Annotated in this window: 18 protein-coding genes; 7 read left to right on the top strand and 11 right to left on the bottom strand. The window is 69.6% G+C overall.

What is annotated here, in order from left to right; genetic code table 11:
• Positions 1 to 21: 21 nt before the first annotated feature.
• From ACWDX9_RS15655 to ACWDX9_RS15640, 4 genes are all read left to right on the top strand, one after another.
• Positions 22 to 3,768 (top strand): nSTAND1 domain-containing NTPase, encoded by a 3,747-nt coding sequence (locus ACWDX9_RS15655; protein WP_449953899.1) that lies wholly within the window; start codon positions 22 to 24, stop codon positions 3,766 to 3,768.
• A 216-nt stretch (positions 3,769 to 3,984) separates the two neighbouring features.
• Positions 3,985 to 4,587, top strand: a complete 603-nt coding sequence (locus ACWDX9_RS15650; protein ID WP_449953896.1) for a hypothetical protein — start codon at positions 3,985 to 3,987, stop codon at positions 4,585 to 4,587.
• A 304-nt stretch (positions 4,588 to 4,891) separates the two neighbouring features.
• A complete protein-coding gene (locus ACWDX9_RS15645; protein ID WP_449953893.1) occupies positions 4,892 to 6,370 on the top strand; it encodes a protein kinase domain-containing protein in 1,479 nt (492 codons plus the stop codon).
• A gap of 118 nt (positions 6,371 to 6,488) precedes the next feature.
• Positions 6,489 to 7,388 (top strand): CAP domain-containing protein, encoded by a 900-nt coding sequence (locus ACWDX9_RS15640; RefSeq protein ID WP_449953890.1) that lies wholly within the window; start codon positions 6,489 to 6,491, stop codon positions 7,386 to 7,388.
• Between the two features lie 11 nt (positions 7,389 to 7,399).
• Here ACWDX9_RS15640 and ACWDX9_RS15635 read toward each other — a convergent pair whose 3' ends face one another.
• The 10 genes from ACWDX9_RS15635 to ACWDX9_RS15590 are packed head-to-tail and all read right to left on the bottom strand — an operon-like array spanning position 7,400 to position 19,169.
• The gene (locus ACWDX9_RS15635) at positions 7,400 to 7,666 is read right to left on the bottom strand and encodes a hypothetical protein (RefSeq protein WP_449953888.1); all 267 of its coding nucleotides are present in this window, start codon (positions 7,664 to 7,666) and stop codon (positions 7,400 to 7,402) included.
• Between the two features lie 44 nt (positions 7,667 to 7,710).
• The gene (locus tag ACWDX9_RS15630) at positions 7,711 to 9,246 is read right to left on the bottom strand and encodes an amylo-alpha-1,6-glucosidase (RefSeq protein ID WP_449953885.1); all 1,536 of its coding nucleotides are present in this window, start codon (positions 9,244 to 9,246) and stop codon (positions 7,711 to 7,713) included.
• Positions 9,246 to 10,067 (bottom strand): carbohydrate ABC transporter permease, encoded by an 822-nt coding sequence (locus ACWDX9_RS15625; RefSeq protein ID WP_364246068.1) that lies wholly within the window; start codon positions 10,065 to 10,067, stop codon positions 9,246 to 9,248. Before ACWDX9_RS15625 ends, ACWDX9_RS15630 begins: the two co-directional genes overlap by 1 nt.
• Before the next feature lie 10 nt (positions 10,068 to 10,077).
• Positions 10,078 to 11,004, bottom strand: coding sequence for a carbohydrate ABC transporter permease (locus ACWDX9_RS15620; RefSeq protein WP_449953882.1), 927 nt, complete (start codon positions 11,002 to 11,004; stop codon positions 10,078 to 10,080).
• Positions 11,005 to 11,006: 2 nt separating this feature from the next.
• Entirely contained in the window at positions 11,007 to 12,293 is a 1,287-nt protein-coding gene (locus ACWDX9_RS15615; RefSeq protein ID WP_449953879.1) for an ABC transporter substrate-binding protein, read from the bottom strand.
• A gap of 37 nt (positions 12,294 to 12,330) precedes the next feature.
• On the bottom strand, positions 12,331 to 13,086 hold the full coding sequence (locus ACWDX9_RS15610) for an SDR family NAD(P)-dependent oxidoreductase (protein ID WP_449953877.1): 756 nt from the start codon (positions 13,084 to 13,086) through the stop codon (positions 12,331 to 12,333).
• The gene (locus ACWDX9_RS15605) at positions 13,083 to 14,255 is read right to left on the bottom strand and encodes an ATP-NAD kinase family protein (protein WP_449953874.1); all 1,173 of its coding nucleotides are present in this window, start codon (positions 14,253 to 14,255) and stop codon (positions 13,083 to 13,085) included. Before ACWDX9_RS15605 ends, ACWDX9_RS15610 begins: the two co-directional genes overlap by 4 nt.
• Positions 14,252 to 15,793, bottom strand: a complete 1,542-nt coding sequence (gene gcvPB, locus ACWDX9_RS15600) for an aminomethyl-transferring glycine dehydrogenase subunit GcvPB (protein WP_449953871.1) — start codon at positions 15,791 to 15,793, stop codon at positions 14,252 to 14,254. The genes ACWDX9_RS15605 and gcvPB overlap by 4 nt, the downstream gene beginning before the upstream one ends.
• Positions 15,790 to 17,115, bottom strand: coding sequence for an aminomethyl-transferring glycine dehydrogenase subunit GcvPA (gcvPA, locus tag ACWDX9_RS15595; RefSeq protein ID WP_449953869.1), 1,326 nt, complete (start codon positions 17,113 to 17,115; stop codon positions 15,790 to 15,792). Before gcvPA ends, gcvPB begins: the two co-directional genes overlap by 4 nt.
• Positions 17,112 to 19,169 carry a beta-galactosidase gene (locus tag ACWDX9_RS15590; protein WP_449953867.1) on the bottom strand — a complete coding sequence of 686 codons (2,058 nt, stop codon included), beginning with the start codon at positions 19,167 to 19,169 and terminating at the stop codon, positions 17,112 to 17,114. The genes gcvPA and ACWDX9_RS15590 overlap by 4 nt, the downstream gene beginning before the upstream one ends.
• Positions 19,170 to 19,272: 103 nt before the next feature.
• Between ACWDX9_RS15590 and ACWDX9_RS15585 the strand changes: the two genes are divergently transcribed.
• The 3 genes from ACWDX9_RS15585 to ACWDX9_RS15575 all read left to right on the top strand — a co-directional run bounded on the left by ACWDX9_RS15585 (position 19,273) and on the right by ACWDX9_RS15575 (position 21,285).
• On the top strand, positions 19,273 to 19,920 hold the full coding sequence (locus ACWDX9_RS15585) for a GntR family transcriptional regulator (RefSeq protein ID WP_449953865.1): 648 nt from the start codon (positions 19,273 to 19,275) through the stop codon (positions 19,918 to 19,920).
• 490 nt (positions 19,921 to 20,410) lie between these two features.
• Positions 20,411 to 20,698 carry a hypothetical protein gene (locus tag ACWDX9_RS15580; RefSeq protein ID WP_449953862.1) on the top strand — a complete coding sequence of 96 codons (288 nt, stop codon included), beginning with the start codon at positions 20,411 to 20,413 and terminating at the stop codon, positions 20,696 to 20,698.
• Positions 20,695 to 21,285, top strand: coding sequence for a Pr6Pr family membrane protein (locus tag ACWDX9_RS15575; RefSeq protein ID WP_449953860.1), 591 nt, complete (start codon positions 20,695 to 20,697; stop codon positions 21,283 to 21,285). The genes ACWDX9_RS15580 and ACWDX9_RS15575 overlap by 4 nt, the downstream gene beginning before the upstream one ends.
• Positions 21,286 to 22,028: 743 nt before the next feature.
• On the opposite strand, the gene ACWDX9_RS15570 is transcribed toward ACWDX9_RS15575, so the two are convergent.
• Positions 22,029 to 22,631: IS3 family transposase (locus ACWDX9_RS15570; protein ID WP_449953859.1), on the bottom strand; the 603-nt coding region annotated here is incomplete at its 5' end.

The raw sequence follows: 22,631 nt of genomic DNA, 5'->3' as shown, positions 1-22,631 counted from the left end.
CTTCGAGAGAGGCGGTCACCCATGGACTCCCCGGACCAGGTGCCGCCGGATGCGCCCGCGCATCACGAGGACATTCAACTGCGAGCACACGCCAGCGGACAGGGCAAGGTCTACCAAGCGGGTCGAGACCAGCACTTCCACTACGGAGACGGGGCACGCACCCGTACGGAGCCAGGATCCGTGGTCGGCGAATGTCCCTATCCGGGCCTGGCTCCGTTCGCCCGAGAACACGCTCGATGGTTCTTCGGCCGCGACCGCCTCACCGCCGACCTGATCGATCGCCTCGATCGACGTCAGCGAACGGGCGGGCCACAGGTGATCGTGGCTTCCTCAGGAGCGGGGAAATCGTCGCTCCTGAGAGCGGGTCTGCTGCCCAGGCTGGAGAACGGGGCATTGCCGGGCTCGGCCGAATGGGCGAAGATCCTGTTCACCCCCACCGCCAGACCTGTACACGCGCTCGCCACGCACCTCGCGCCGCTCCTCGCGCAACCTCCTTCGGTCGACGAGCTGGTCGGCAACCCTCAATCGTGCGTCACCCTGCTGGACGACCGGCTCGCCGGCGACAACGGCCTGGTCCTGGTGGTGGACCAGTTCGAAGAGCTGTTCACACTCTGCGGCGACGTCGAACAGCGACGCACCTTCGTCGAACTGCTGAGCCGGATCGCCGCTCCGCGCGCCGACGGACCGGCGCTGGTCGTGCTCGGCGTACGGGCGGACTTCTACGCCGCGTGTGCCGACTTCCCTGCCATCAAGACGGCCTTGCAGGACGCTCCCTTGGTGGTCGGCGCGATGACGGTTGAGGAAGTCAGTGAGGCCATCGTCTTTCCCGCCCAGGACGTCGGAATGGACGTCGAACCTGGCCTGCTGCAGCTGCTGCTGCGTGACCTGGGGGCGGACGGCGACGGGCTCGGCGGGTATCAGGCGGGCAGGCTGCCCCTCCTGGCTCACGCTCTGAGAGCCTGCTGGCAGCAGCGCAACGGCGCCACTCTCACGGTGCGGGGCTACGAGGTCGCGGGCGGGATCCAGCACGCCATCGCCACCACGGCCGATCGTGCCTACAACAGTCTGGACGCGGCCGGGAAGCGTATGGCGCGCTCGCTGTTCCTGCGGCTGACCAGGATCGGGAACGGAACGGATGACTCCAGGCGGCGGCTGTCCCGTACGGACCTGATCGGCGCCGGCGCCGACCCCGGATTGGCCGCGACCGTGGTGGACGTGTTCACCGAGGCTCGGCTGCTCACGCAGCACCACGACGCCGTGGAGATCACGCACGAGGCGTTGCTGCGGAGCTGGCCGCAGTTGCGGCGTTGGATCGACCGTGATCGCGCCGGGCAGCTCGTCCAGCAAGAGCTGGAGGAGGCCGCGACCGCGTGGCAGCGAGAGTTCCGCGACTCGTCGAGGCTCTATCGGGGCAGCCGCCTGGCCGTCGCCAACAGATGGGCGGCAAGAGCAGCTCCAGACGATCTGGCCCCCGTCGTCAAGGCGTTCCTGACGGCCTCCGTGGCCCAGGAACGCAGGACCGCCAGGCGGCGTACCACCATGGTCGTCTTCCTCGCGGTGCTCTCGCTCCTGGCCAGCACCGCCGCCGTCGTGGCCGTCGACCAGCGGAACAACGTCGCGGCACGTGATCGGGTCAATCTGGCCCGGCAGCTGGCCGCCAAAGCGGAGGCGCTGCTGACGACGCGCCTGGACACGGCCCAACTCCTGGCGGTGGCCGCCTACGAACTGGATCAGAACCCTCAGACGAAGGACGCGCTCTTCCAGGCGACCACCTCCAGCCCGCATCTCGGCAAGTACCTCTACGCCTCATCGCGCGTGACGGCATTGGGTTCTTCGGCCGACGGCCGCTTCCTGGTGACCGGCGCGCAGGACGGCAACGTACAGCTCTGGGACCTCAGCACGGCCGCCGGCCAGGCCATCGGCCGGCTCAGCGGACCGATCACAGACGTCGGCGTGGACGCCATCGGCGACACGGTCGTCTTCACGGACGGAGCGGCGGTGCGACTGTGGCGGAAGGAGGCCGGCGCTCGGAACGTTCCGGGGCCGGACGGGTTCCGGCCCGCCGCAGTCGGCGTCAGTCCCACGCACCGGTACGTCGTCATCGGCTACTCCGGGAGCGACACCTCCGCCCATCCGTCACGGGTGGTCGTGTACGACGAGAGCGGCAACCGATCACATACGGCCGGGTCCGAACTGGACCTGTCCATCAGGTCCGGCGAGATCGTCTTCGCCGGGGACGATGAAGCAGTCATCTATAACGGCCTGACCGCGTGGGAGCGGTGGTCGCTGCCGGCAGTGACCATCCGTTCTGCCGCTCACGGTTGGGTACACGTCGACACGCCGTCGGTGACGGCCATCTCCCCGAAAGGCCGGCACTTCGCAGCGGCGTGGGGCGAGACCAGGGTGCCGATCTGGAGAACCGATTCGGCGATATCGAGCCGGTCCGACGGCGACCTGGCCGGAGTCACATCAGGAGCCAGCCCCAACGCACTCGCGATCAGCGCCGATGGCAGGCGACTGGCCGTGGCCGACACCGGAAGAATTCATGTCTCGACCACGTCCAAGAACGAGCCGTCCAACCCGGAGGTCCTGACGGGAAGCAGTTCCATCAACGACACGGGACTCGCCTTCCTCGGTGGCGGCTCGGACCGCCTGGTGTCCGCCTCAGGGCGAACCCTGGCGATATGGGACCTCAATCAGGTGACCCGCCTGAGTCAACGCATGCCCATCCCGCTGAAGTGGTCCTGCATGGCGTGCAACGGACCTGCCCTCGCGGTGCGAGAGGGCGAGGACGACGTTCTGGTGACGAGCGAATCGGGCCAGACGATTCTCGCCGGCGTCGGCAGCGCTCCATTCTGGAACAGGCGGATCAAGGGGAAGTATGCCCACGCGGTATGGAGTCCCGATGGAAAGAGACTCCTCCTGATCAAGTACGGCGGCGAAATCGAGATTCGTACCCCTGCCCCCGATTGGCCGATCGCCAGTGCTTGGGACACGCATCAGGAATCCATTCTCGGAGCGGCCTGGACATCGGACGGGCGCGGCATCGTCATCGTGCCTGACTCAGGCGACATCGTCCTCATCGATCCCGGCACGGGCCGCGTCGTCCGAACAGTCCCGCACTCTGCTGACCGCCAGAAGAACCTCAGCCAGGAGCGTGGCTACAGCGGGCCCGCTCACATAGACCCACAGACGATGACGGTGGCCATTGAAGATTCCACGGCGGGAGCATTCCGGGATGTTCTGCGCGTCATCGACATGGCTACCGGCCGGGAACTGCTTGTTCGGGGCGGCACCATGGTCGGTGTCGCCATCGCTCAGGGGCATCTCCTCATCCAACGGGTGAGCGGCGATCTGGAGATCAGGGACGCCCGCACGGCCAAGCTGATCCGCGTGCTCCCCGAAAACGGGCACTACGTGAACGGGGTCTGGGCCAGCCGGACGGGAACAGTCGCCCGGCTGCGCTCGGACGGAGCGGTTGTCCTGACCGACCTCAATACCGGGTCGGATATCGGAAAGATAGAGGCGCCTCTGGAACGACGTGAGGTCAGGACGGGGATTGCCTTCTTGAGCCGGGGAAGAAGGCTGGTCGCGGTGACGGAGCCCAGTCCGGAGAGAAGCGCGAGGCTGGTGGTTTGGGAGTATGGCGAGGACAAAATGCTGCAAGCCGCCTGCGCCACGGTCGGACGTACACTGCTCCCCGAGGAAAGAGAGCTGTATATCGGCGCCAACTCGCTGGGACGGCTGCCTTGCACGAGCCCTTCTTAAAGGGACGCGGGCGGCCGGACGAGATTGAGGCATTTGCCGGATCTGTCATCACCCGCGACCGAAAAGTGCCTTGGGACATGGGCTTTTGAAGCGAATTCCTTGGCCAACCAATGGATGAACGGCCGCCCGTTACGGAATCCTTGAGCAGGCGAGAACGCCGCAGCCCGCCATGCCGGCTGCTCCCCCGAAGCGATCAACGAGTGCGATGGCGGATCCGTGGAACAGCAGGCATACCGAAGGCTCATCAAGGTGCTCGAGCACGTGGCCGGGGCTCGGGAGGGGGAGCTCTATCCGGTGCTGGCCGAGGCGGTGGCCGTACATCTCGGGTGGGTCGACGCGTTCGTGGCCGAGAACCCCGCGTATCTGGCGCTGGGACGCGATGGCGAGGAGCAGTACCTCACCATGTTCCGGCCGGACTTCGTGGAGGAATACGTCGAGCGCTGGCGCTGGAACAATCCGTTCGCCTCGCGCGACGGGATCGCCTGCCTGAGCCGCCACGGTGTGGCGACCCTCGGACGGCTCCGCCTGCGGGCGACCGAGCCGGAGCGGGACTTCGCCGACACCTTCCTGCGCCGCAACGGCATCGACGACATGCTGAAGATCGTCGTCAGGTCCCCGGCCACGGGCGCGGTCAGCACGCTGGGGGTGCCGTTCGACGGTGATCGGCGCGCCATCGAGCCGAGCGACCTGCTGATGGCGGCCACGCTGGGCCCGTTGCTGATCCCGTACTTCGACGCGAACCTCGCACCGGCCTCCCTGCGGGACCTCACCTCGGGTGAGCGTGACGTGGCCGAGTGGAATCGCCGTCCGATGAGCTGATCGAACGCGAATGAGCCTCCCGTTTGGCGAACATCCGGGATCGGGGTTTCGTCAAACGGGAGGATGTCCAGGACGGAAGGCACACGGAAGGAGAAGCCGCGTCGCGCATGCTACGTTGTGCCCTTCCCACCACGGGCTTCGCCGCAGGCCTGGCTCCGGGACACAGCGGTCGGCTCGTACGACCGACCCATGCGACAGCCTCATCTCTGGAGGAGCAGCCAGTGAAGAAACTCGCGCCCGCCGGGTCCAGACCGCGGAAGGCCCACTTATGCGACGATGACGCGTCCTGCCGCATGGCGACGGCATGACGGTGATGCTGGCAGGCCGCTATTCGCTGATGTCGCAGCTCGGCCAGGGCGGCATGGGCACGGTGTGGCTGGCCGTCGACGAACTGCTGCGGCAGCAGGTCGCCGTCAAGGAGGTGCGGCTGCCCGCCGATCTGGACGAGGCGTCCCGGGCCGAGCTGACCGAGCGGACCCTGCGTGAGGCGCGGGCCGCGGCGCGGCTGCGTTCGCATCCGTCGATCGTCACGGTGCACGACGTCGTCATGGACAGCGGCCGGCCGTGGATCGTGATGGAGCTGGTCAACGGCCGTTCCCTCGACCGGATCGTACGCGAGGACGGGCCGCTGCCGCCCACCAAGGCCGCCTGGGTCGGGCGGCACGTGCTCGACGCGCTGGCCGCCGCGCACGCGATGGGAGTCCTGCACCGCGACGTCAAGCCGGGCAATGTCCTGCTCACCCAGGACGGGTGGGTGCTGCTGACCGACTTCGGCATCGCCACCGTGGCGGGGGACGCCGCGCTGACCCAGACCGGCCTGCTGAACGGCTCGCCCGGCTACATCGCGCCGGAGCGGTTGCGTGGCGAGGCCGACGGCCCGGAGGCCGACCTGTGGTCGCTGGGAGCCACCCTGTACACGGCAGTGGAGGGCAGAACCGCCTACACCGGCCCCAATTCGGCGGCCGTGATGGCGGCCGTGCTGCTGCACGAGCCCGCTCCCCCGCAACGGGCCGGCTCGCTCACGCCCGTCCTCGCCGCGCTGCTGGCGAAGGACCCCCGGCAACGCTGCGGCCCCGCGCAGGCGGCGGCGTGGTTGCAGGCGGTGGCCCAGGGCGACGTTCCCGCGGACACCCGCCCCACCTCTCGGCGGCGGCCCGCACCCACGTGGCGCCGGTTCGCCGTCGTGGGCGGCGCGCTGGCTCTCGCGCTCTCCCTGACGGCGGGCGCGGTGATCTGGGGGATGACCCGCCCCGGAGAGAGTACGGGCGCCGAGCCGACGTCGGCCGGCGGCACCACAACGCAGTCCAAACCCGTGTCGTCCTCACCGGCCGGGAAACCGCTCTTCGGCACCGGCCTGCACTCCTGCAAGGTGCTGACCGCCGCGCAGGTCCGCACGCTGCTCGGCGCCACGCTTCAGAGAGACAATCGCGACCGGAAGATCTGCCAGTACTTCGGCGCCAACGGCTCCTACGCGACCGTCTCCCTCTACCGGGTCGACACCCTCAAAGGGGCCAAGGCCAACTTCGTCGGCATCAAGCAGACCTTCCAGGATCTGCGGGACGAGCATCCGGACATCGCGTTCACCCGGACTCCGGTGGTCGGCGAGGAGTCGTTCGCGTCCGTCTACCGGGCGAACGGCACGTACGTGGCCAACATGGTGTTCCGCATGTCCAACGTCACCGCCACGTTCAGCTACAGCGGCCCGCGGCCCGGGACGAAGGCCATCGGGCGTGCGGCCGCGGCCGTGGCCGCGGCGATGGAGGCGGCCCGCCCGGCACGCTGAACCGGCCGGTGGTTGAGATTACTCACAGGGCGAAATGTCCGTATTGTCATGACAAGTCGGTAATGGATCCGGCAGAATGCGGGACCACCAGCGTCTCCCTCCACCGGAGGAAATCCTCATGCGTCGACCCCTTGGGGTACTCGCCGTCGTCGCCGGCCTCGCCTCTTGCGCCCCGTCCACCGGCGGGGCGGCCGGAGTGGCACCTGAGATGACCGCGCCGACCACCCCACCGACGCAGACCGAGGAGGCGACTCCCGAGCCCACCTCCGAATCGGACAAGTGCCGCGTGAGCGTGGCCAGGCCGGGCATCTCCGCGCTCAGGATCCAGACCTCGGCCGTCCGCCGCGGCTGTGTGCGTCCGGCGCTGCTGCGCATCCGCGTCATGCGCGCCGTCCCCGGCGACGACCGGGTCGTCAAAAGCGGCGCCACCAGGAAGGACCGCATCACCCTGAAGCTGCCCTGCAAGCCGGGCACGTACTACGCGGTCGCCACCGACTACCGGGGCGGCACCGCCAAGTCCAAGGCCGTACAGCTGACCTGCGCCACCCCCACCCCCACCCCCACGCCCACGCCCACGGCGCGGGATACGGCGCCGCCGGTTTCCGAGACGAAGAAGACCGCCACCTCCGTCGGCACGGCACTGGAGAAGGAGGTCGTCCGGCTGACCAACGCCGAGCGGGTCAAGGGCGGCTGCGACCCGCTCAAGCACGACGCGCGGCTGCGCAGGGCGGCGTTCGGGCACTCGGCCGACATGGCGAAGAACGACTACTTCGACCACGACTCCCAGGACGGCCGCGACATGGTCGACCGCATTCGTGCGACCGGCTTCACCGGCTCGACCCTGGCCGAGAACATCGCCATGGGGCAGCGGTCGGCGGCCGAGGTGGTCAAGGGCTGGATGAACAGCGACGGCCACCGGAAGAACATCATGAACTGCTCGTACACCCTCATCGGGGTGGGCGCGGCCAAGGACGCGCAGGGGCAGATCTACTGGACGCAGGACTTCGCCGCCGGCTGATTCCCAGCCTGTCACGAGAGATCTCTGTCCTCACCGTGCAGGTGATCCTCGAAGGTGGGTTGTCGATCTGCCGTACGCGACCACACGATCAAGGCAACCAGCCGGAAGGGCGCCAGTACGAGCCCGAGCACCCGACGCCCCAGCCGACGGATCAACCTGAAGAGTTCCTTGAGCGTCTCCCAGGGGTGTCCCAAGGCCACGACGGCCAGGAGGAAGGCCATGCGGCCGAAACCGATCCCGCCGAAGTCGTCGGGGTCGTCTCGCTCCTTCCTGCTCACCACGGATCCTCCCGAGCTGGCCTGGTGAACAAAGATCCATCCAATCAGCCTTCCTGAGCGAGGTCCAGGAAGAGAGCGGCGGACCAGCCGAAGGCGGTCGTCGCGCGGCCCGCACGACGGCCGGTCAGCGGGTTCCAGTACTCGTGGAGACCGCCACCGTCGCGGACCATGGCCAGCGTGCGCTCGCGCAGCTCGGCGGCCGTCTCCTGATGGCCCGAGCGGCGCAGGCCGTCGATGAGCAGGTAGTTGACGTTCAGCCAGACCGGTCCGCGCCACATGGCCTCGGAGTCGAATCTCGGGTCGTCGAAGGCGACGGTCGGCACCGGGCGCTCGGCCCAGAAGCTCGGCGAGCGCAGGCCGGCGACGAGCCGGTCCGCGATCCCCGCGGGGAGCCTCCCGGTGAAGAGCGGCATCAGCTCCAGCGGGGTGCGTACGTCCGCCTCGCGACCGCCGACCAGGGTGGCGAACCTCGTGCCGTTCCACCGGCGTGCGATCATGCGGTCCACCAGGGCCTGCGCCCTGGCTCGCCACGGCGCGGCGTCCTTGCCGAGCGCCTGTGCGATGTCGCCCAGGCGGTCGTACTGGAGGGCGAGGTAGGCGTTCAGGTCGGGCGGCTCGGCGCGGGGGCCGCCGTCCCAGATGGGGCTGTCGTCCAGGCCGGACGAGTACGGGTGCAGGTACTCGGCCAACCCGTCGCCGTCGGGATCGGAGCGGGTGAACCACCACTCCTGGGAGCGGGCCAGCGGCTCGTACACCTCGGCGAGGAAGGCGGGGTCGGGGTCCACCTCGTGGATCTTCCACACCGCCCAGGCCGTGAGCGGCGGTTTGGTGACGGGGACGGCGTCCCCGATCGGCCCGCCCCCGACGTGCTCGGCCAGCCTGGCCAGATCGGAGCGGGGCAGGTCCGTGGTCTCGGCCAGCGCGCCGTGGTCGTGTACGACGTCGGGGATCAGGCCGTCGGGGCGCTGGTGGTCGAGCAGGATGCGGATCTGCTCCCTGGCCAGGGCGGGGTCGGCGTGCCTGAGCGCGATGGCGTGGAAGTAGGAGTCCCAGTTCCACAGGCCGACGTAGCCGTACTTGGAGGGGACGAGTGACTCTCGGCCCTGGATCCGTACCAGGTTCACCGCCAGCGTCCACCACGCGTCCTGCGCTCGTTCGCGCAGGTCCGCACGCACGGCGGGCATGCGGGCGAACCAGTCGCGCCACCGTGCGGCGGCCGCGTCGAGCACCGCCGCCGCGTCGTGTCTCGCGCGCTCCGGGCCGACGAGGGTGAGGCAGCCGTCGATGACGGCCTCGCCGCCGTCCCACGCGGCCCGCGCGCCCGCACCGGTCAGGACGAGGGTGTCCGGGTCCGCGAAGGCCATGGCCACGCCGCCCGCGAACTGCACGCGGTCCGGCAGCACCCGCAACACGGGCAGTTCGCCGCTCCCCGAAAGGATCCGCAGGCCGGTGAGCACCGTCGCGTCGGCGAGCCTGGTCTCGTACAGGGCTCTGGCGATCCAGAGCGAGCCGTCGTCCGCCGCCATCACCAGCAGCCGCGAGCCGCGGTCGGTGAACGGGCGTTCGCGTAGGTCCGGCATCAGCGACCTCCCAGGCCGGAAGCGGCCATCGAGTTGATGATCTTCCGCTGGCCGATGAGGAACGCGATGAGCGTCGGCACGACGGCGATCGCGGAGGCGGCCAGGATGAGCCCGTAGTCCACGGCCGTGCGCTGGCCGGAGAACTGGCTGAGCAGCAGCGGCACCGTGGCCAGCTCGGGCGAGTTCAGGAAGATCAGGGGGAAGAAGAAGGAGTTCCAGGAGGCGAGGAAGGCGATGATGCCGAGCGCGCCGAGGCCGGGGCGGATGTTCGGCAGCACGACGTTCCAGAAGCAGCGCCAGCGGCCCGCCCCGTCGATCCTGGCGGCCTCCTCCAGCTCCACGGGCACGGCCCTGATGAACTGGCGCAGCAGGAACACCGCGAACGGGTTCGCGATGCTCGGCACGATGAGCGACAGGTGCGAGTCGATCCAGCCGAACCTGGCCAGCATCAGGTAGAGCGGCACGACCGTCACCTGCGCGGGCACCATCTGGGTGGCCAGGAACACCACGAACAGCACGCCGGAGCCGCGGAACCTGATCCGGGCGAAGGCGTAGGCGGCCATGGCCGAGGTCAGCAGCGTGAGCGTGACGTTCAGCGCGGCGATGTAGAAGCTGTTCCAGTACGCGGTGATGAACGGCACCGCGCCGAGCGCGTCGGGGTAGTTCTCCCAGCGCCACGGGTCGGGCAGCCAGTCGAGCGGGTTGTTCAGCATCTGCCGCACGCCCTTGAACGACGTCAGCAGCATCCAGACGAACGGGAACAACATCGCCAGCCCGCCGAGGGTGAGCCCGGCGTGCAGGGCTACCTGCCTGGGTCGCATCCCGGCCCCCTCACGAGTCGTAGTGGACGAGGCGCTTCTGCGCCGCGAACTGGACGAGCGTCACGAGCAGCGTCAGGACCAGGAGGATCAGCGCGGCGGCGCTGCTCATGCCGAACTGGAAGTCCTTGAAGCCCAGCTCGTAGACCTGGTAGACGATCGTTCTCGCCCCCTCGTTGTCCTCCGGGTCCACCAGCACGTAGATCTGGTCGAAGGCCTGGAACGAGCTGATCACCGCGACGACGGTGGAGAAGAAGATCGTCGGCGAGAGCAGCGGCAGCGTGACCGAGCGGAAGATCCGCAGGCTGCCCGCGCCGTCCATGCGGGCGGCCTCGACGATCTGCGGCGGGATCGTCTGGAGCCCGGCCAGGAAGATCACCACGTTCAGGCCGAGCGACGACCAGATCGTCACGACGGCGATGGCCACGATCACCCAGCCGGGGTCGCCGAGCCAGTCGGGAGCGCTGATGCCGAACCAGCGCTCGAGCGACGAGTTCAGCACGCCGTAGTCGTTGCCGGCCAGGATGATCTGCCACATCAGCGCGACGGCCACCGAGCTGGTGACCACCGGGAGGAAGTACAGCACCCGGTAGAAGCCGGCGCCTTTGACATTGTTCAGCGCGACCGCGATGAGCAGCGCGAAGACGAGCCCGAACGGCACGGTCAGCAGCGCCAGCTTGACCGTGTTCCACACCGCCAGCCCGAACTCGGGATCGGAGAGCTGGGCGGCGAAGTTGTCGAAGCCGACCCATTCCTTCTGCCCGAGCCCGTCCCAGCGCATGAACGCCAGCACGACCGCGAAGCCGAGCGGGAAGACGAGGAACACCAGCAGCGCGGCGACCTGCGGCGCGAGGAAGAACGCGGCCCACCAGCCGTCGCGGTTGCGGACGGGCCGCGCCCGGTGGAGCGTGCGGGGGCGGGCCCGTGCGAGGACGGTCACGGCTAGCCCAGCTTGCCGTCGACGAGCTTCTGGAGCTGGGTCATGCCCTCGTCGAAGCCGACCTTGCCGGTCCACACCTTCATCAGGTGCTCGTTGATGTCGGCGGTGAGGCCGGGCACGGCGACCTCCTCGGGATAGTTCGCGAAGCCCGTGTCGCGCACGTCGAGGAAGGTCTGGGCGTGGGCGGGGTAGCCGTCGGCGAGGACGATCTGCTCGGCGCCCTTCACGGACGGCACGGCGCCGCCGCCCTTGAGCCTGATGAGCTGGCCCTCCTTGCCGACGAACTCGGTGAGGAAGGTGAACGCCTGCTCGGGCAGCTTGGTGTCCTTGTTGAGCGCCAGGTAGGAGGCGGCCACCGCGCCGGGCATCGGCCGGCCGGTCTGCGAGGGGAACGGCACGATGTCGTAGTCGTCCAGCTCGCCGCCCTTCTTCAGGGAGTCGATCATCCACCGGCCGCCGGCGTAGAAGCCGGCCTTGTGCTTGAGGAACTGCGTGCTCGGGCCGTTGCTGTCGGGCAGCAGGTCGGCGCTGAGGAAGGTCTTGTCCTGGTAGCCCTTGGCCAGGGCCTGCAGGGCCTCGCGTGCCTTGGGGTCGGTGGTGGCGACGAACTTCCCGCCGTCCCAGACCTTCCCGCCGAAGCCGTTGATCATGGAGTACGTGGAGCCGTACCAGTTCCAGAAGATCGACCCGGCCTTGCCCGCCGCCTTGAGCTTGGCGTTCATGTCGAGGTACGTGGCCATGGTCCACCGCCCGGCCTCGTTGAGCGCGGCGGGGTCCTCGGTGATCCCGGCGTCCTTGAGCGCCTTCTTGTCGAACCAGAGCACCTCGGGGTTGGTGTCGTTGGGGACGCCGTAGATCTGGCCGTCCTTCCTGGCGCCGCCGTAGATGCCCTCGAAGAACTCCTCGGGCCTGCTCTTGGAGGAAGGGCCGGCCAGCTTGTCGTTGAGCGGGGTCAGCACCCCGGCGGAGACGAACTTGCCGATGTTGTCGTCGCCCACGAAGAACACGTCCGGGGCGGTCCTGCTGGTGAGCTGGGCCAGCAGCTTGGGGTGGTAGTCCTCGTACTTGGCGACCGGCTCCAGTTTGAGCTTGATGTCGGGGTGGCGCTTCTCGAAGTCCTCGGTGAACTTCTCGTAGAGCTTGATGTCCTCGGCCGATCCCCAGGTGGACCAGCGGACGCTGACCGGGCCGGATCCGGTGCTCATGCCTGGGACGTTCCCGCCGCCGCTGCCGCTGCACGCGGTCGTCGCGACGGCGAGGATGCCCAGGACTGCCAGGGCACGGTTCATGGTCGGCTCCTTACGGGGGTTGCGTGGGGGGTGTGGGTCAGGCGAGCCCGCCGCCGTCGACGACGAGGGCGGAGCCGGTGATGTAGCTGGCCGCGTCGCCGGCCAGGAAGAGGACGGCCTGGGCGATCTCGTCCGGGGTGCCCGCGCGGCCCATCGGCCGGTCCGCCGCGTCGGACCGGAAGGCGGCCCAGTCCTCGCCGAGCTGGCGGGCCTCGTCGCGCAGCATGGGCGTGTCGGTGTCGCCGGGGTTGACGGAGTTGACCCGGATGCCGGCCTTGGCGTGGTCGATGGCGAGCGCGCGGGTCATGTTCACCACGGCGGCCTTGGAGGCGCAGTACGAGATGGCGTTGCCGCCGCCCTTGAGGCCCCATCCGGAGCCCGTGTTGACGATCGAGCCGCCGTCGGTCATCGCCGGGATGGCGTGCTTGCACATGAGGAAGACCGAGCGGACGTTGACCGCCATGACGCGGTCCCACTCCTCGACATCGAGGTCGAGCGCGGTGGTGCGGCGGATGATGCCCGCGTTGTTGAACAGGACGTGCAGGCCGCCGAAGGTCTCGACGGCGGTGCCGACGACGCGCCGGCAGTCCTCGGGGTCGGAGACGTCGGCCTGCACCGCGATCGCGTGTCCCGCCTCCTCGGCGATCCGCGCCACGGTGGCGTCAGCGCCGGCCGCGTCGATGTCGGCGACCACCACCCGGGCGCCCTCCCTGGCGAAGAGCAGGGCGGTGGCCCGCCCGATGCCCGAGGCGCCGCCCGTGACGATCGCGACCTTTCCGTCGAGCGTCTTCATCCGTCGAACTCCTCACTTGCCGCACAAATGCGATAAATCGTGCTTTCGCGGTATCCAGTGATCACCTGGACGTGCCCGCCGAGCTTCTTGTCGAGGTCCTCGTCGCCGCTGTCGGCCAGCAGCGGCCGTCCTTTCAGCGACGCGAGCTTCTGCTGGGTGGCCAGGACGAGGAGCCGTCCGGAGTGCCCCCCACCGAGCACCGCGTCGAGCACCCGGGGCGACACCTGCTGGTTCCCGCGTCCCAGCACGAACCCCTGCCCGCCGATGACCGACAGAACCAGCGCCGACTCCCTGCCGCTGACCAGGCCGAACAGCTCGGCCTCCGCGACGTCCGCCGCCACCAGGCGGCCGCCCTCGTGGACGCGTTCGACCACGTCCACGCCGAGCAGCGTGGTGGCGAGGCCCAGCGCTCGGCCGACGGCCCGTGTGGTGGCGCCCGGCCCGAGGACGTATCGGATGCCGGGCCGCATTCTGGCCACGACCTCCCGTGCGACGCCCTCGGCGGTGGCGGGCTCCACGCCTGACGATCCGGACTTGCGCCCCGACAGCGCGGCGCGGGCGGCGGGGACACGCAGGCTGCCGTACAGCCGGGGGCTGACCAGGCCGCGACGGTAGGCGTCCTCGTCGAGATCCACCACCTCGGCCTCGGCCGTACGCGCCGGGTCGAACTCCGCCGCGACGAATCCGGCGGCGGCCGGGCTGACGGCGAAACAGCCGGAGTACACCTTCACCCCGGCCGGGACGCCCAGCACGGGCGGCGCCTGGCCGCCGAGCGCCCGGACCGCGTCGAGCACGTCGCGCGCCGTCCCGTCGCCACCCGCGAACAGCAGCAGGTCCACCCCCGCCAGGGCGGCCACGGCCCGCCGCGTGTCCTCCGCGCTCGTCCCGGCGGCCCCGCCGGACGGCGGGCGGACCAGGTCGTACGGGGCTCCGGAGGCGCGCACGCTGTCCTCGCCCATCCGGCCCGGCACGGTGAGGACGCGGGTCCCTGGACGGCGGGCCGTCAGCGTGCGGACGGCCCGCGCCGCCCGCTCGCCGGCCCGGGGTGTCGCGCCCATGGCCAGGGCCGCGCGCTGCACCTCCACGCCGTCGCTGCCCTTGAGCCCGGCCGCGCCGCCGAGCCCGGCGACCGGGTTGACGACCAGCCCGACCACCGCCGCGCCCGTCATGACAGATGCTTGCGGACGTAGGCGCGCCAGGTGGGCGCCCACTCCTTGGGGTCGTCGAGCGACGTCATGTCGATCTTGTGGACGGACTGGTTGTACGGCGCGCCCTTGACGAACTCGGGATCGCGCCGCGCCTCGTCGGCCACGTGCGCCAGGATGAGCGCGTACTCGTCGAGGTCCTCCTTCGAGTACGACTCCGTGGGCTCCAGCGTGAACGGCTCGGGCACCACGTACGGGTGGTGGCTGGTCCAGTAGTGCACCCCGAAGTCGGCCGCTCTGACGCCGATCTCCTCCGAGTGCACCCCGGTCTGCTCCGACAGCTCCTGCCACGAGTAGCGCACCTGCTCGACCCTGCGCCTGTCCCACGGCGCGGACGCGCCCGGGATCTGCAGGATCTTGTGCATCAGGTAGTTGTTGTTGAGCACGGCCGTCTCGGCGACCTGCCGCAGGCCCTCCGCCCCGAGCGCCATGATCCAGGCGTAGGCGCGCACGATGTTCGGGGTGACGCCGAGGAACGGCCGCACCTTGCCGATGGAGGCGGGCGGCGTCTCCAGGCGGTAGGTCTCGCCGTCGAAGGCGACGACCGGGCCGGGCAGGAACGGCGCCAGGTCCTCGGAGACGCCGCACGCCCCGGCCGCGGGGCCGCCACAGGCGTGCGGCGTGGAGAACGTCTTGTGCAGGTTGAAGTGGCACAGGTCGAATCCGGCGTCGCGGGCGCGGGTGATGCCGAGGATGCCGTTGGCGTTGGCCTGGTCGTAGCAGGCCAGGCCGCCCGCCTCGTGCACCAGGTCCACGAACTCCTGGATCCGGGGGTTGAAAATGCCGGTGTCCTCCGGGTTGGTGATCATCAGTGCGGCGGTACGCGGGCCGACGGCGGCGCGCAGCGCCTCGATGTCCGGCAGCCCGTCGGCGTCCGGCATCAGGGTGATGACCTCGTAGCCCGCGGTCTTGGCGCAGGCCGCGTTCGACGGGTGAGAGAACATCGTGGTGATCACCTGGTCGCGGCCCGCCTCGCCGCGGGCCGCGTGGTACGCGCGGATCATGGCGATGTTGGCGTAGATGGCCGCCGACCCGGAGCCCGGCTGGAGCGAGACCCGCGCCATGCCGGAGATCTCCGCCAGCATGCGTTCGAGCCGCCAGTAGATCTCCAGCACGCCTTGCACGGTGTCCTCGTGCTGGAGCGGGTGCAGCTCGGCGATGGCGGCGGCGAACCTGTCGTTGACCTTGGGGCTGTACTTCATCGTGCAGGTGCCCTGCCCGACGTCGATGTTGAGGTCGACGCCCAGGTTCTCCTGCGACAGCCGCAGGTAGTGCCGCAGGACGTGCAGCTGGGACATCTCGGGCAGCTTCGGCGGCTGCGCGCGGCGCACGGAGTCCGGCAGCTCGACGCGGGGCGCGCCGGGCTCGGGCACGGCGAGGCCGCGGCGGCCGGGCGCGGACAGCTCGAAGATGATCGGCTCGTCCCAGCGCGCCTGGTGGAAGCGGCGCAGCGGCGGCTTCGGCGCGACGGGGAGCTCGGCGAAGGACTCCGTGGGGTTCACAGCGTCTCCTGTACGGCTGCGGCGAGCCGGTCGATGTCGGCGATGGAGTGGCGTTCGGTCACACAGACCAGGACCGTGCGGTCGTCGAGCGGGACGCCGCCGTAGATGCCGCGCTCGCGCAGCCCGTCGAGCAGGGCCGCGCTGGAGGGGACCTCGATGGCGAACTCGCGGAAGTGGATCGCGTCGCGGTGCAGCACCGTGACCGACCCGGCCAGGGTGTCCATGGCGTAGCGGGTACGGGCCAGGATCGTCTCGCCCAGGTCGCTCATGCCCTGGGGGCCCATGAGCGCCAGGTAGACCCCGGCCGTGATGCCCCAGAGGGCGGCGGCGGTGCCGACCCACTCCTTGCCCTCCTCGCGGTGCGCGAAGGAGGTGCGGTCGTAGTAGACGTCGCCGAAGCCGTACTCGCCGGGCACCTTCGTCGGCGCGATGCCGAACAGCCGGGACGGGAACTCCGCGACCAGCGGCTCGTGGTCATGCGTGGCGATGTAGCCGGCGTGGCCGCCGCCGTAGCTCTGGTGCATGCCGAGCGACTGGATGTCACCGCAGACGATGTCCGCGCCGTAGGACGCGGGCGGGGCGAGCACGCCGAGGGAGATCGGGTCGGCGCCGACCACGAGCAGCGCGCCGTGCGCGTGGGCCAGGTCGGCCAGCTCGCGGCCGCGCGTCTCGACGACGCCGTAGACGTTCGGGGTCTCCAGGTAGATCGCGGCGTAGGAGTCGTCGAACGCCTCGACCGTGATCTCGCCACCCTCCCCCGCCGCGGCCAGGACGATCTCGACGTCCGGGGCGAGGAAGTCGCGCAGCTTGCTCAGTTTGTCGGCGGTGATGGCGGCGCTGACGCAGACCTTCGAGCGCTTGGTGTAGCGGCACGCCATGCGCAGGGCGGTGCCGGCCGCCTGGAAGCCGTCGTAGGTCGGGACGTTGACGACGTCCATCTCCAGCAGCTCGCCCATCATGCTGACGTACTCGAACAGGGCCTGGAAACGGCCGTGGTCCTCGTACGGCTCGCCCGCGTACGCGGTGAGGAACTCGCTCCTCCCGTTCACCTCGTCGCACACGGCCGGGACGTGGTGCGGGTAGCAGCCGTGGCCGAGGAAGCTCAGCGCCTGCTCCGTGTCGGTGACGCGGTCCAGCAGGCCCTTCATGTGGCGTACCAGGTCGTGCTCCGCCGTGAACGGCGCGGGCAGGTCGAGCGGCCGGGCCAGGCGCAGCTCGGAGGGGATGTCGGCGTAGAAGTCCTCGACGCTCGACGCGCCGATCGCGGCGAGCATCTCGGCCCGCACGCCGGGTTCGGCGTTCGGGATGTACGGGTGCGTCACGTGTCTCCTTCGATCCTGAGCACTACGGCGTCGCGCGGGGCGAGCTCGATGTCGCCGCGCAGGCGGGTCTGGGTGAGCAGGTCCGTGCCGGGGTACGGCAGGGTGACCTGCTGCGGGGTGGTCGTGTGGTTGAGCAGGAAGAGGTGGCGCCCGCGGCGGACCGCCTCCACGCCCGCGGGCACCTCGACGGCCGCGACGCCGCCGAGCACCTGGTCGAGCACGGGGGTCGTGTCGTCGAGCAGGCAGCTGACGTAGGTGACGTTGCCCTTGCGGGTGATCGCGGGCAGGCCGTCGAGTTCGCCGCCCTCGTACGTGGCGAGCACCGCCGCAGGGTCGTCGCCGTCGTACGTGGCGCGCACCGCCGCAGGGCCTCCGCCCTCGTTTGTGGCGAGCACCGGCGCGGAGTCGTCACCGTGTTGGTCGTCGCTGCCGAGGCGCACCCATTCCGTCCAGGTCCTGGCCACGCCGCCGGCGCCCCCCGCGTACCGCACCCGCTGGGTCGCGCCGTCCGCGAGCGGCCAGAACTCGTCGATCGCGACGCCGAGCAGGTCGCGCAGCGGGCCGGGCGCGCCGCCGTCGTGGACGCGGTCGGCGGCGTCCACGACGCCGCTGAACGGGCCGACCACCAGCTCGCCGGTGACCGACGCCAGCCTCCCGGCCTGCTCGGGTGTGCACAGGTAGAGGTTCGGAACGATCACGACGCGGTAGCCGGACAGGTCGCGGTCCGGCGGCGCGAGATCGACCGTGATGCCGCGGGCGTGCAGCGGCGCGTACCAGGCGAGCAGCAGGTCCTTGAGCTTGAGCCGGTCGGACGGCATCGACTCCGGCGCCTCCAGGCCCCACCAACTGTCCCAGCCGAGCACGAGTGCCACCTCGGCCCGCGTGTCCGTGCCTGCGACCTCCGCGAGTCGCCGCAGGTCGGAGCCGAGGCGGAGGGTGTCCTGCCAGCCGCGCGTGCGGGTGCCGCCGTGCGGGAGGAGGGCCGAGTGGAACTTCTCCGGGCCGTACCTGGCCTGACGCCACTGGAAGAACATCACGCCGTCGGCGCCGTGCGCCACCGCCTGAAGGCTGTGCAGCCGCATCATGCCGGGCGGTTTGGGGACGTTCACCTCGCGCCACGACACCGCCGACGGCGCCGACTCCAGCAGCAGCCAGGGGCGCCGTTTGAGCGAGCGCATCAGGTCGTAGCTGAGCGCGACCGCCACGTGCGACGCCGGGTCGGCCGGATCGGGATAGGCGTCGTCGCTCACCAGGTCCTCGGCCGCGGCCCATGCCCAGTAGTCGAGGCCGTGCAGGATGCTCATGAAGTTCGTGGTGACGGGAACGTCCGGGGTCATCACGCGCAGCACGTCGCGTTCGGCGCAGAACAGCTCCAGGAGCGCGTCGCTGCAGAACCGGCGCCAGTCGAGGAGCTGGGCCGGGTTGATCGGCCCTGGCGCCTTGCGCGGCGGCTCGACCTGGCCGAACGCGGTGTAGTGCTGTCCCCAGCAGGACGTGCCCCAGGCGGCGTTCAGCGACTCGATCGTGCCGTGGCGGGCCTCCAGCCAGGCGCGGAAGTGCCGGGCCGACTCCGGGCAGAAGCACTCCAGCGTATGGTCGGCGTACTCGTTGCCGACGTGCCACATGGCCAGGGCCGGGTGGCCGCCGTACCGCTCGGCCATGGCGGTGGCCAGCCGCACGGCGTGCTCGCGGAAGACCGGCGAGCTCGGGCAGTAGCCCTGGCGCGAGCCGAACTCCAACCGGACCCCCTGCGCGTCGACCGGCATGACCTCCGGGTGCTCACGGACCAGCCACGGCGGCGGGGTCGCGGTCGCGGTGGCGAGGTCGGCCGCGATGCCGTGCTCGTGCAGCAGGTCCAGAACGCGGTCGAGCCAGCCGAAGTCGTACGCGCCGGACCGCGGCTCCAGCCGCGACCACGAGAAGACCGCGACGGTGACCATGGTCACCCCCGCCTCGGCCATGAGCCGCATGTCCTCGGCCCAGACCTCCTCTGGCCACTGCTCGGGGTTGTAGTCACCACCGAACAGCAGCCCCGGCACGCGCGTCAGGCTCACTCCCGCTCCCTCCTCGTGATATTTTGTATTCAGAATTCATAGTGCAGTATTTTGTATCGCGTCAAGCGCTAAGCTTGGCCCGGCCGAAAACCGAAGGAGCCTCATGCCCATCGAGCGGCGACCGCTTCGCGAGCAGATCAGGGAAGAGCTGCTGACCAGGCTCGAGCGGGGCGACTTCGTCGCGGGCACCGACGTCAACGAGGCCGCGCTGGCCGCGGAGCTGGGCGTCAGCCGCACTCCCCTGCGCGAGGCCCTCATCACCCTCGCGGGCGAGGGCGTGCTGGAGAGCAACCAGGGCCGCGGCTTCAGGTTCGCGCCAGTGAGCCGCAAGGAGTTCCGGGAGCTCTGCGAGATCGTCGCGGCGCTGGAGTCACTCGCACTCGACTGCTCCGACCCCGACCACCTGCGCCGCATCGCACCCGAGCTGCTGACGATGGCCCAGGAGTTCCCCGACCGGATCGCGGAGCAGCAGGAGATAGAGCGTCACGACGACGAGTGGCACGACCTGCTGCTGAGCGGCTGCCGCAACGAGCGCCTGCTCGACCTCATCACCAGCGTCAAGGCGGGAATGCGCCGCTACGCCCACCTGCTGGCAGGCGACGACACTCCACTGGAACGAGAGGCGACCGAGCACCGCCTGGTGGCCGAACTCCTCATCGCCGGAGACCTCCCCAAGGCCGCACAGGCCCTGCGCGACAACTGGGTCAACGGCATGGAACGCATGATGTCCCGCATCCCCTCAGCCGATTAGCCCGCCGGCCCGCAGACCAGCACCGTCGCCGCGCACAGCCAACGCCCACCCGCACCTGCCGCTCACCCTCATCCCAGCGGCACAATCCCCACGCCCCATTCCACCAGCCGCACCACCGGGCCAGGTCCATCATGGCCCGCACCAGCCGGTCGCCGGGGCGAGGTCTTGGTGCCCGGTCAGCACCACGGCGGCGGGCCTGCCGTTCACGGCCAGCAGCGACACGGCTGCCGGCCGGTCCAGTTCGCTATGTCGGCATCTCAAACAGCCGGCGCATCGGCGCCGCGCGGGGCTTTGGCGGTGGGTGTCACGATGCGCAGGGCGGTCAGCGACGCCGTCAGCTTCTGCCAGACCAGCAGACAGCCGACCTCAAGAAACAGGCGAGGACAGAGAACGCAGGCGGCACTGCACTTAGCACGCCCACGACAGCGACAGCCTTGTGAGCAGGCGAGCGGAGGTATCCCGCCATCGCTCTGAGCGCTAACGTGATCTGATGCCCCACCTGCCCGCTCTCATCGCATCAAAGTACGCGGGCAACAACCTCCATACTGCGCTGATCTACACGCTGGCGACGCCACCGCTCCTCCCCAAAGCGAAACCCTGGGTGGCGGCCGGCACTGGCTGGATGATCGAGTTCACCCAGCTCGGCAACATCCCGGCCACGCTGCGACCACTACTGAGCAGCACGTTCAACCCGCCCGACCTCTCCTGTTACACGGTGGGCCCCGCAACAACCCGGACCGCGCACACGCTCTGGCTACGGAGGACGAGGACGGAATGACAGCGTGGCGGATCCTGCTGCTCACGGCGACCGTGGCGGGCCTGGCATGCCTGGCAACGTCAATCGGCCGCCCCTGGGCGTACTTCACGGTGCAGAGCAACGTCATGCTCGCGCTCTACTACGGCTGGCGGCTGGCCACCTACCGCAGCCGGTCGGCCTCCCCCGACGTCAAAGGCGCGGTGACCTTATACCTGCTGGTCACATGCCTGGTGAACTACATCTCACGCGACCTCGCGAACCCACTGGCGCTGCTTGACGGCGGCAGCATCCGCGGGCTGGGCAACTTCCTCCTGCACTATGTGACGCCCGTCATGGCGCTGATCGACTGGGCCGCCTTCGACCGGTCGCGCCGGGTGCACTGGGCCGCGCCGTTCGCCTGGCTGGGCTACCCGCTCCTGTACGGCGTCTTCGTGCTGCTCGCCGCCCCCAACCTGCCCCGCCGCTACGTCTACCCATTCCTGAACGTTGAACGACTGGGCTGGCCAACAGTCGCGTCGCTGGCAGCCGCCGCACTGGCCGCCTTCGTGGTGCTGGGCTACGTCCTGTTCGGCATCCACCTGCTCACGACCAAACCAACGGACGCTTGAGCCCGCGCTGAATCTGGCATCGTCCGCAGAGGCTCCGACAACCGGACACCTTCGGCGACGACGGCCAGGAGCAAGGAAGCTCACCGAGACCCGGCGGAGCAGGCTGATCACCCCCTTGGCCAGCACCGGTACGAGGATGACGCTCAGGCCACCACCCGAGGGCCACACCCACGCTGTTGACCAGGATGTCGCTCGCTCCGATCCCCTGCGGCGCTCACGAGCTTCTCGGATCCCGGCGACACAACGGGATCAACCGTGACCACCCTGGCCACCACCTCATCCAGCCCTGTGGAGAAAGGGTCCTGCCTCGACACCGCCCTGAGGGTGTCCCTTCGCAGGAGCAAGCGAACAGGCGGGACCTGGTTGCGATGGGCTTTCGCGACTCGGAGCGCACGACCAGGCAGACCGTCTCCGCAATCAAGGAGTCCTGACGGGTGGGGCAGCGGCGTGTCCACCGGCCCTGATCCCTTCTCCGAACCAAGGCCAAGCGAGTCGTACTCAGCGGCACATCGTATCGACGAGTTCCGAGAAATGCGGGAACTCTGCTCGTGCGGCAGCCACGATCTGGGCGGGGGCACGGCGGCGGCCAGGTGCGTGTCGCTCAGCGATCGCGTGGAAGGCCTCATTCGGCTCCGCAGGCAAGCCGGGATCACTGAATGCCTCCGCCGGGCCCAGACCAGCAGCGAACAGCCAGAGGAGATCACCAAGATCCCGGGTGAACCGCTCCGGGATCGGTGGAGACTCTATGGGTTGACTCCAGCCGCCGGTTGGGGCTGGTGTTGAGCGTAGTAGACGGCTTCGTGTTCGGCGGGTGGGACGTCGCCGATCGCGGTGTGGAGTCGCTGGTGGTTGAACCAGTCGACCCATTCGGCGGTGGCCAGTTCGACGTCGGCCAGGCCTTTCCAAGGCCCTCGAGGTTTGATCAGTTCGGTCTTGAACAGGCCGATCTGGGATTCCATCAGGGCGTTGTCCAGGGCGTCGCCGACGCTGCCGACCGAGGCGTCGATCCCGGCCTGGAGCAGATGGGCGGTGAAGGCGAAACAGGTGTATTGACTGCCCGCATCCGAGTGATGAACCAGGCCGGGCCCGGGCGGGGTGCCGGTCCGCTCGCGTCGCCAGAGCGCCATGTCGAGGGCATCCAGGACGAGTTTGGCCCGTTTGGTGGTGGCCGCCGACCAGCCGACGATCGCGCGGGAGTACACATCCACCACGAACGCGACGTAGACCACGCCGGCCCAGGTCATCACGTAGGTGAAGTCAGCCACCCACCGCTGGTTGGGACGCGATGCCGTGAAATCGCGGTTCAGCAGGTCACCGGCGCGTTCGTGGCCATCATCGCGCACGGT

The sequence above is a fragment of the Nonomuraea sp. NPDC003201 genome (assembly GCF_053590415.1).
This window is presented reverse-complemented; position numbering and strand designations above follow the sequence as displayed.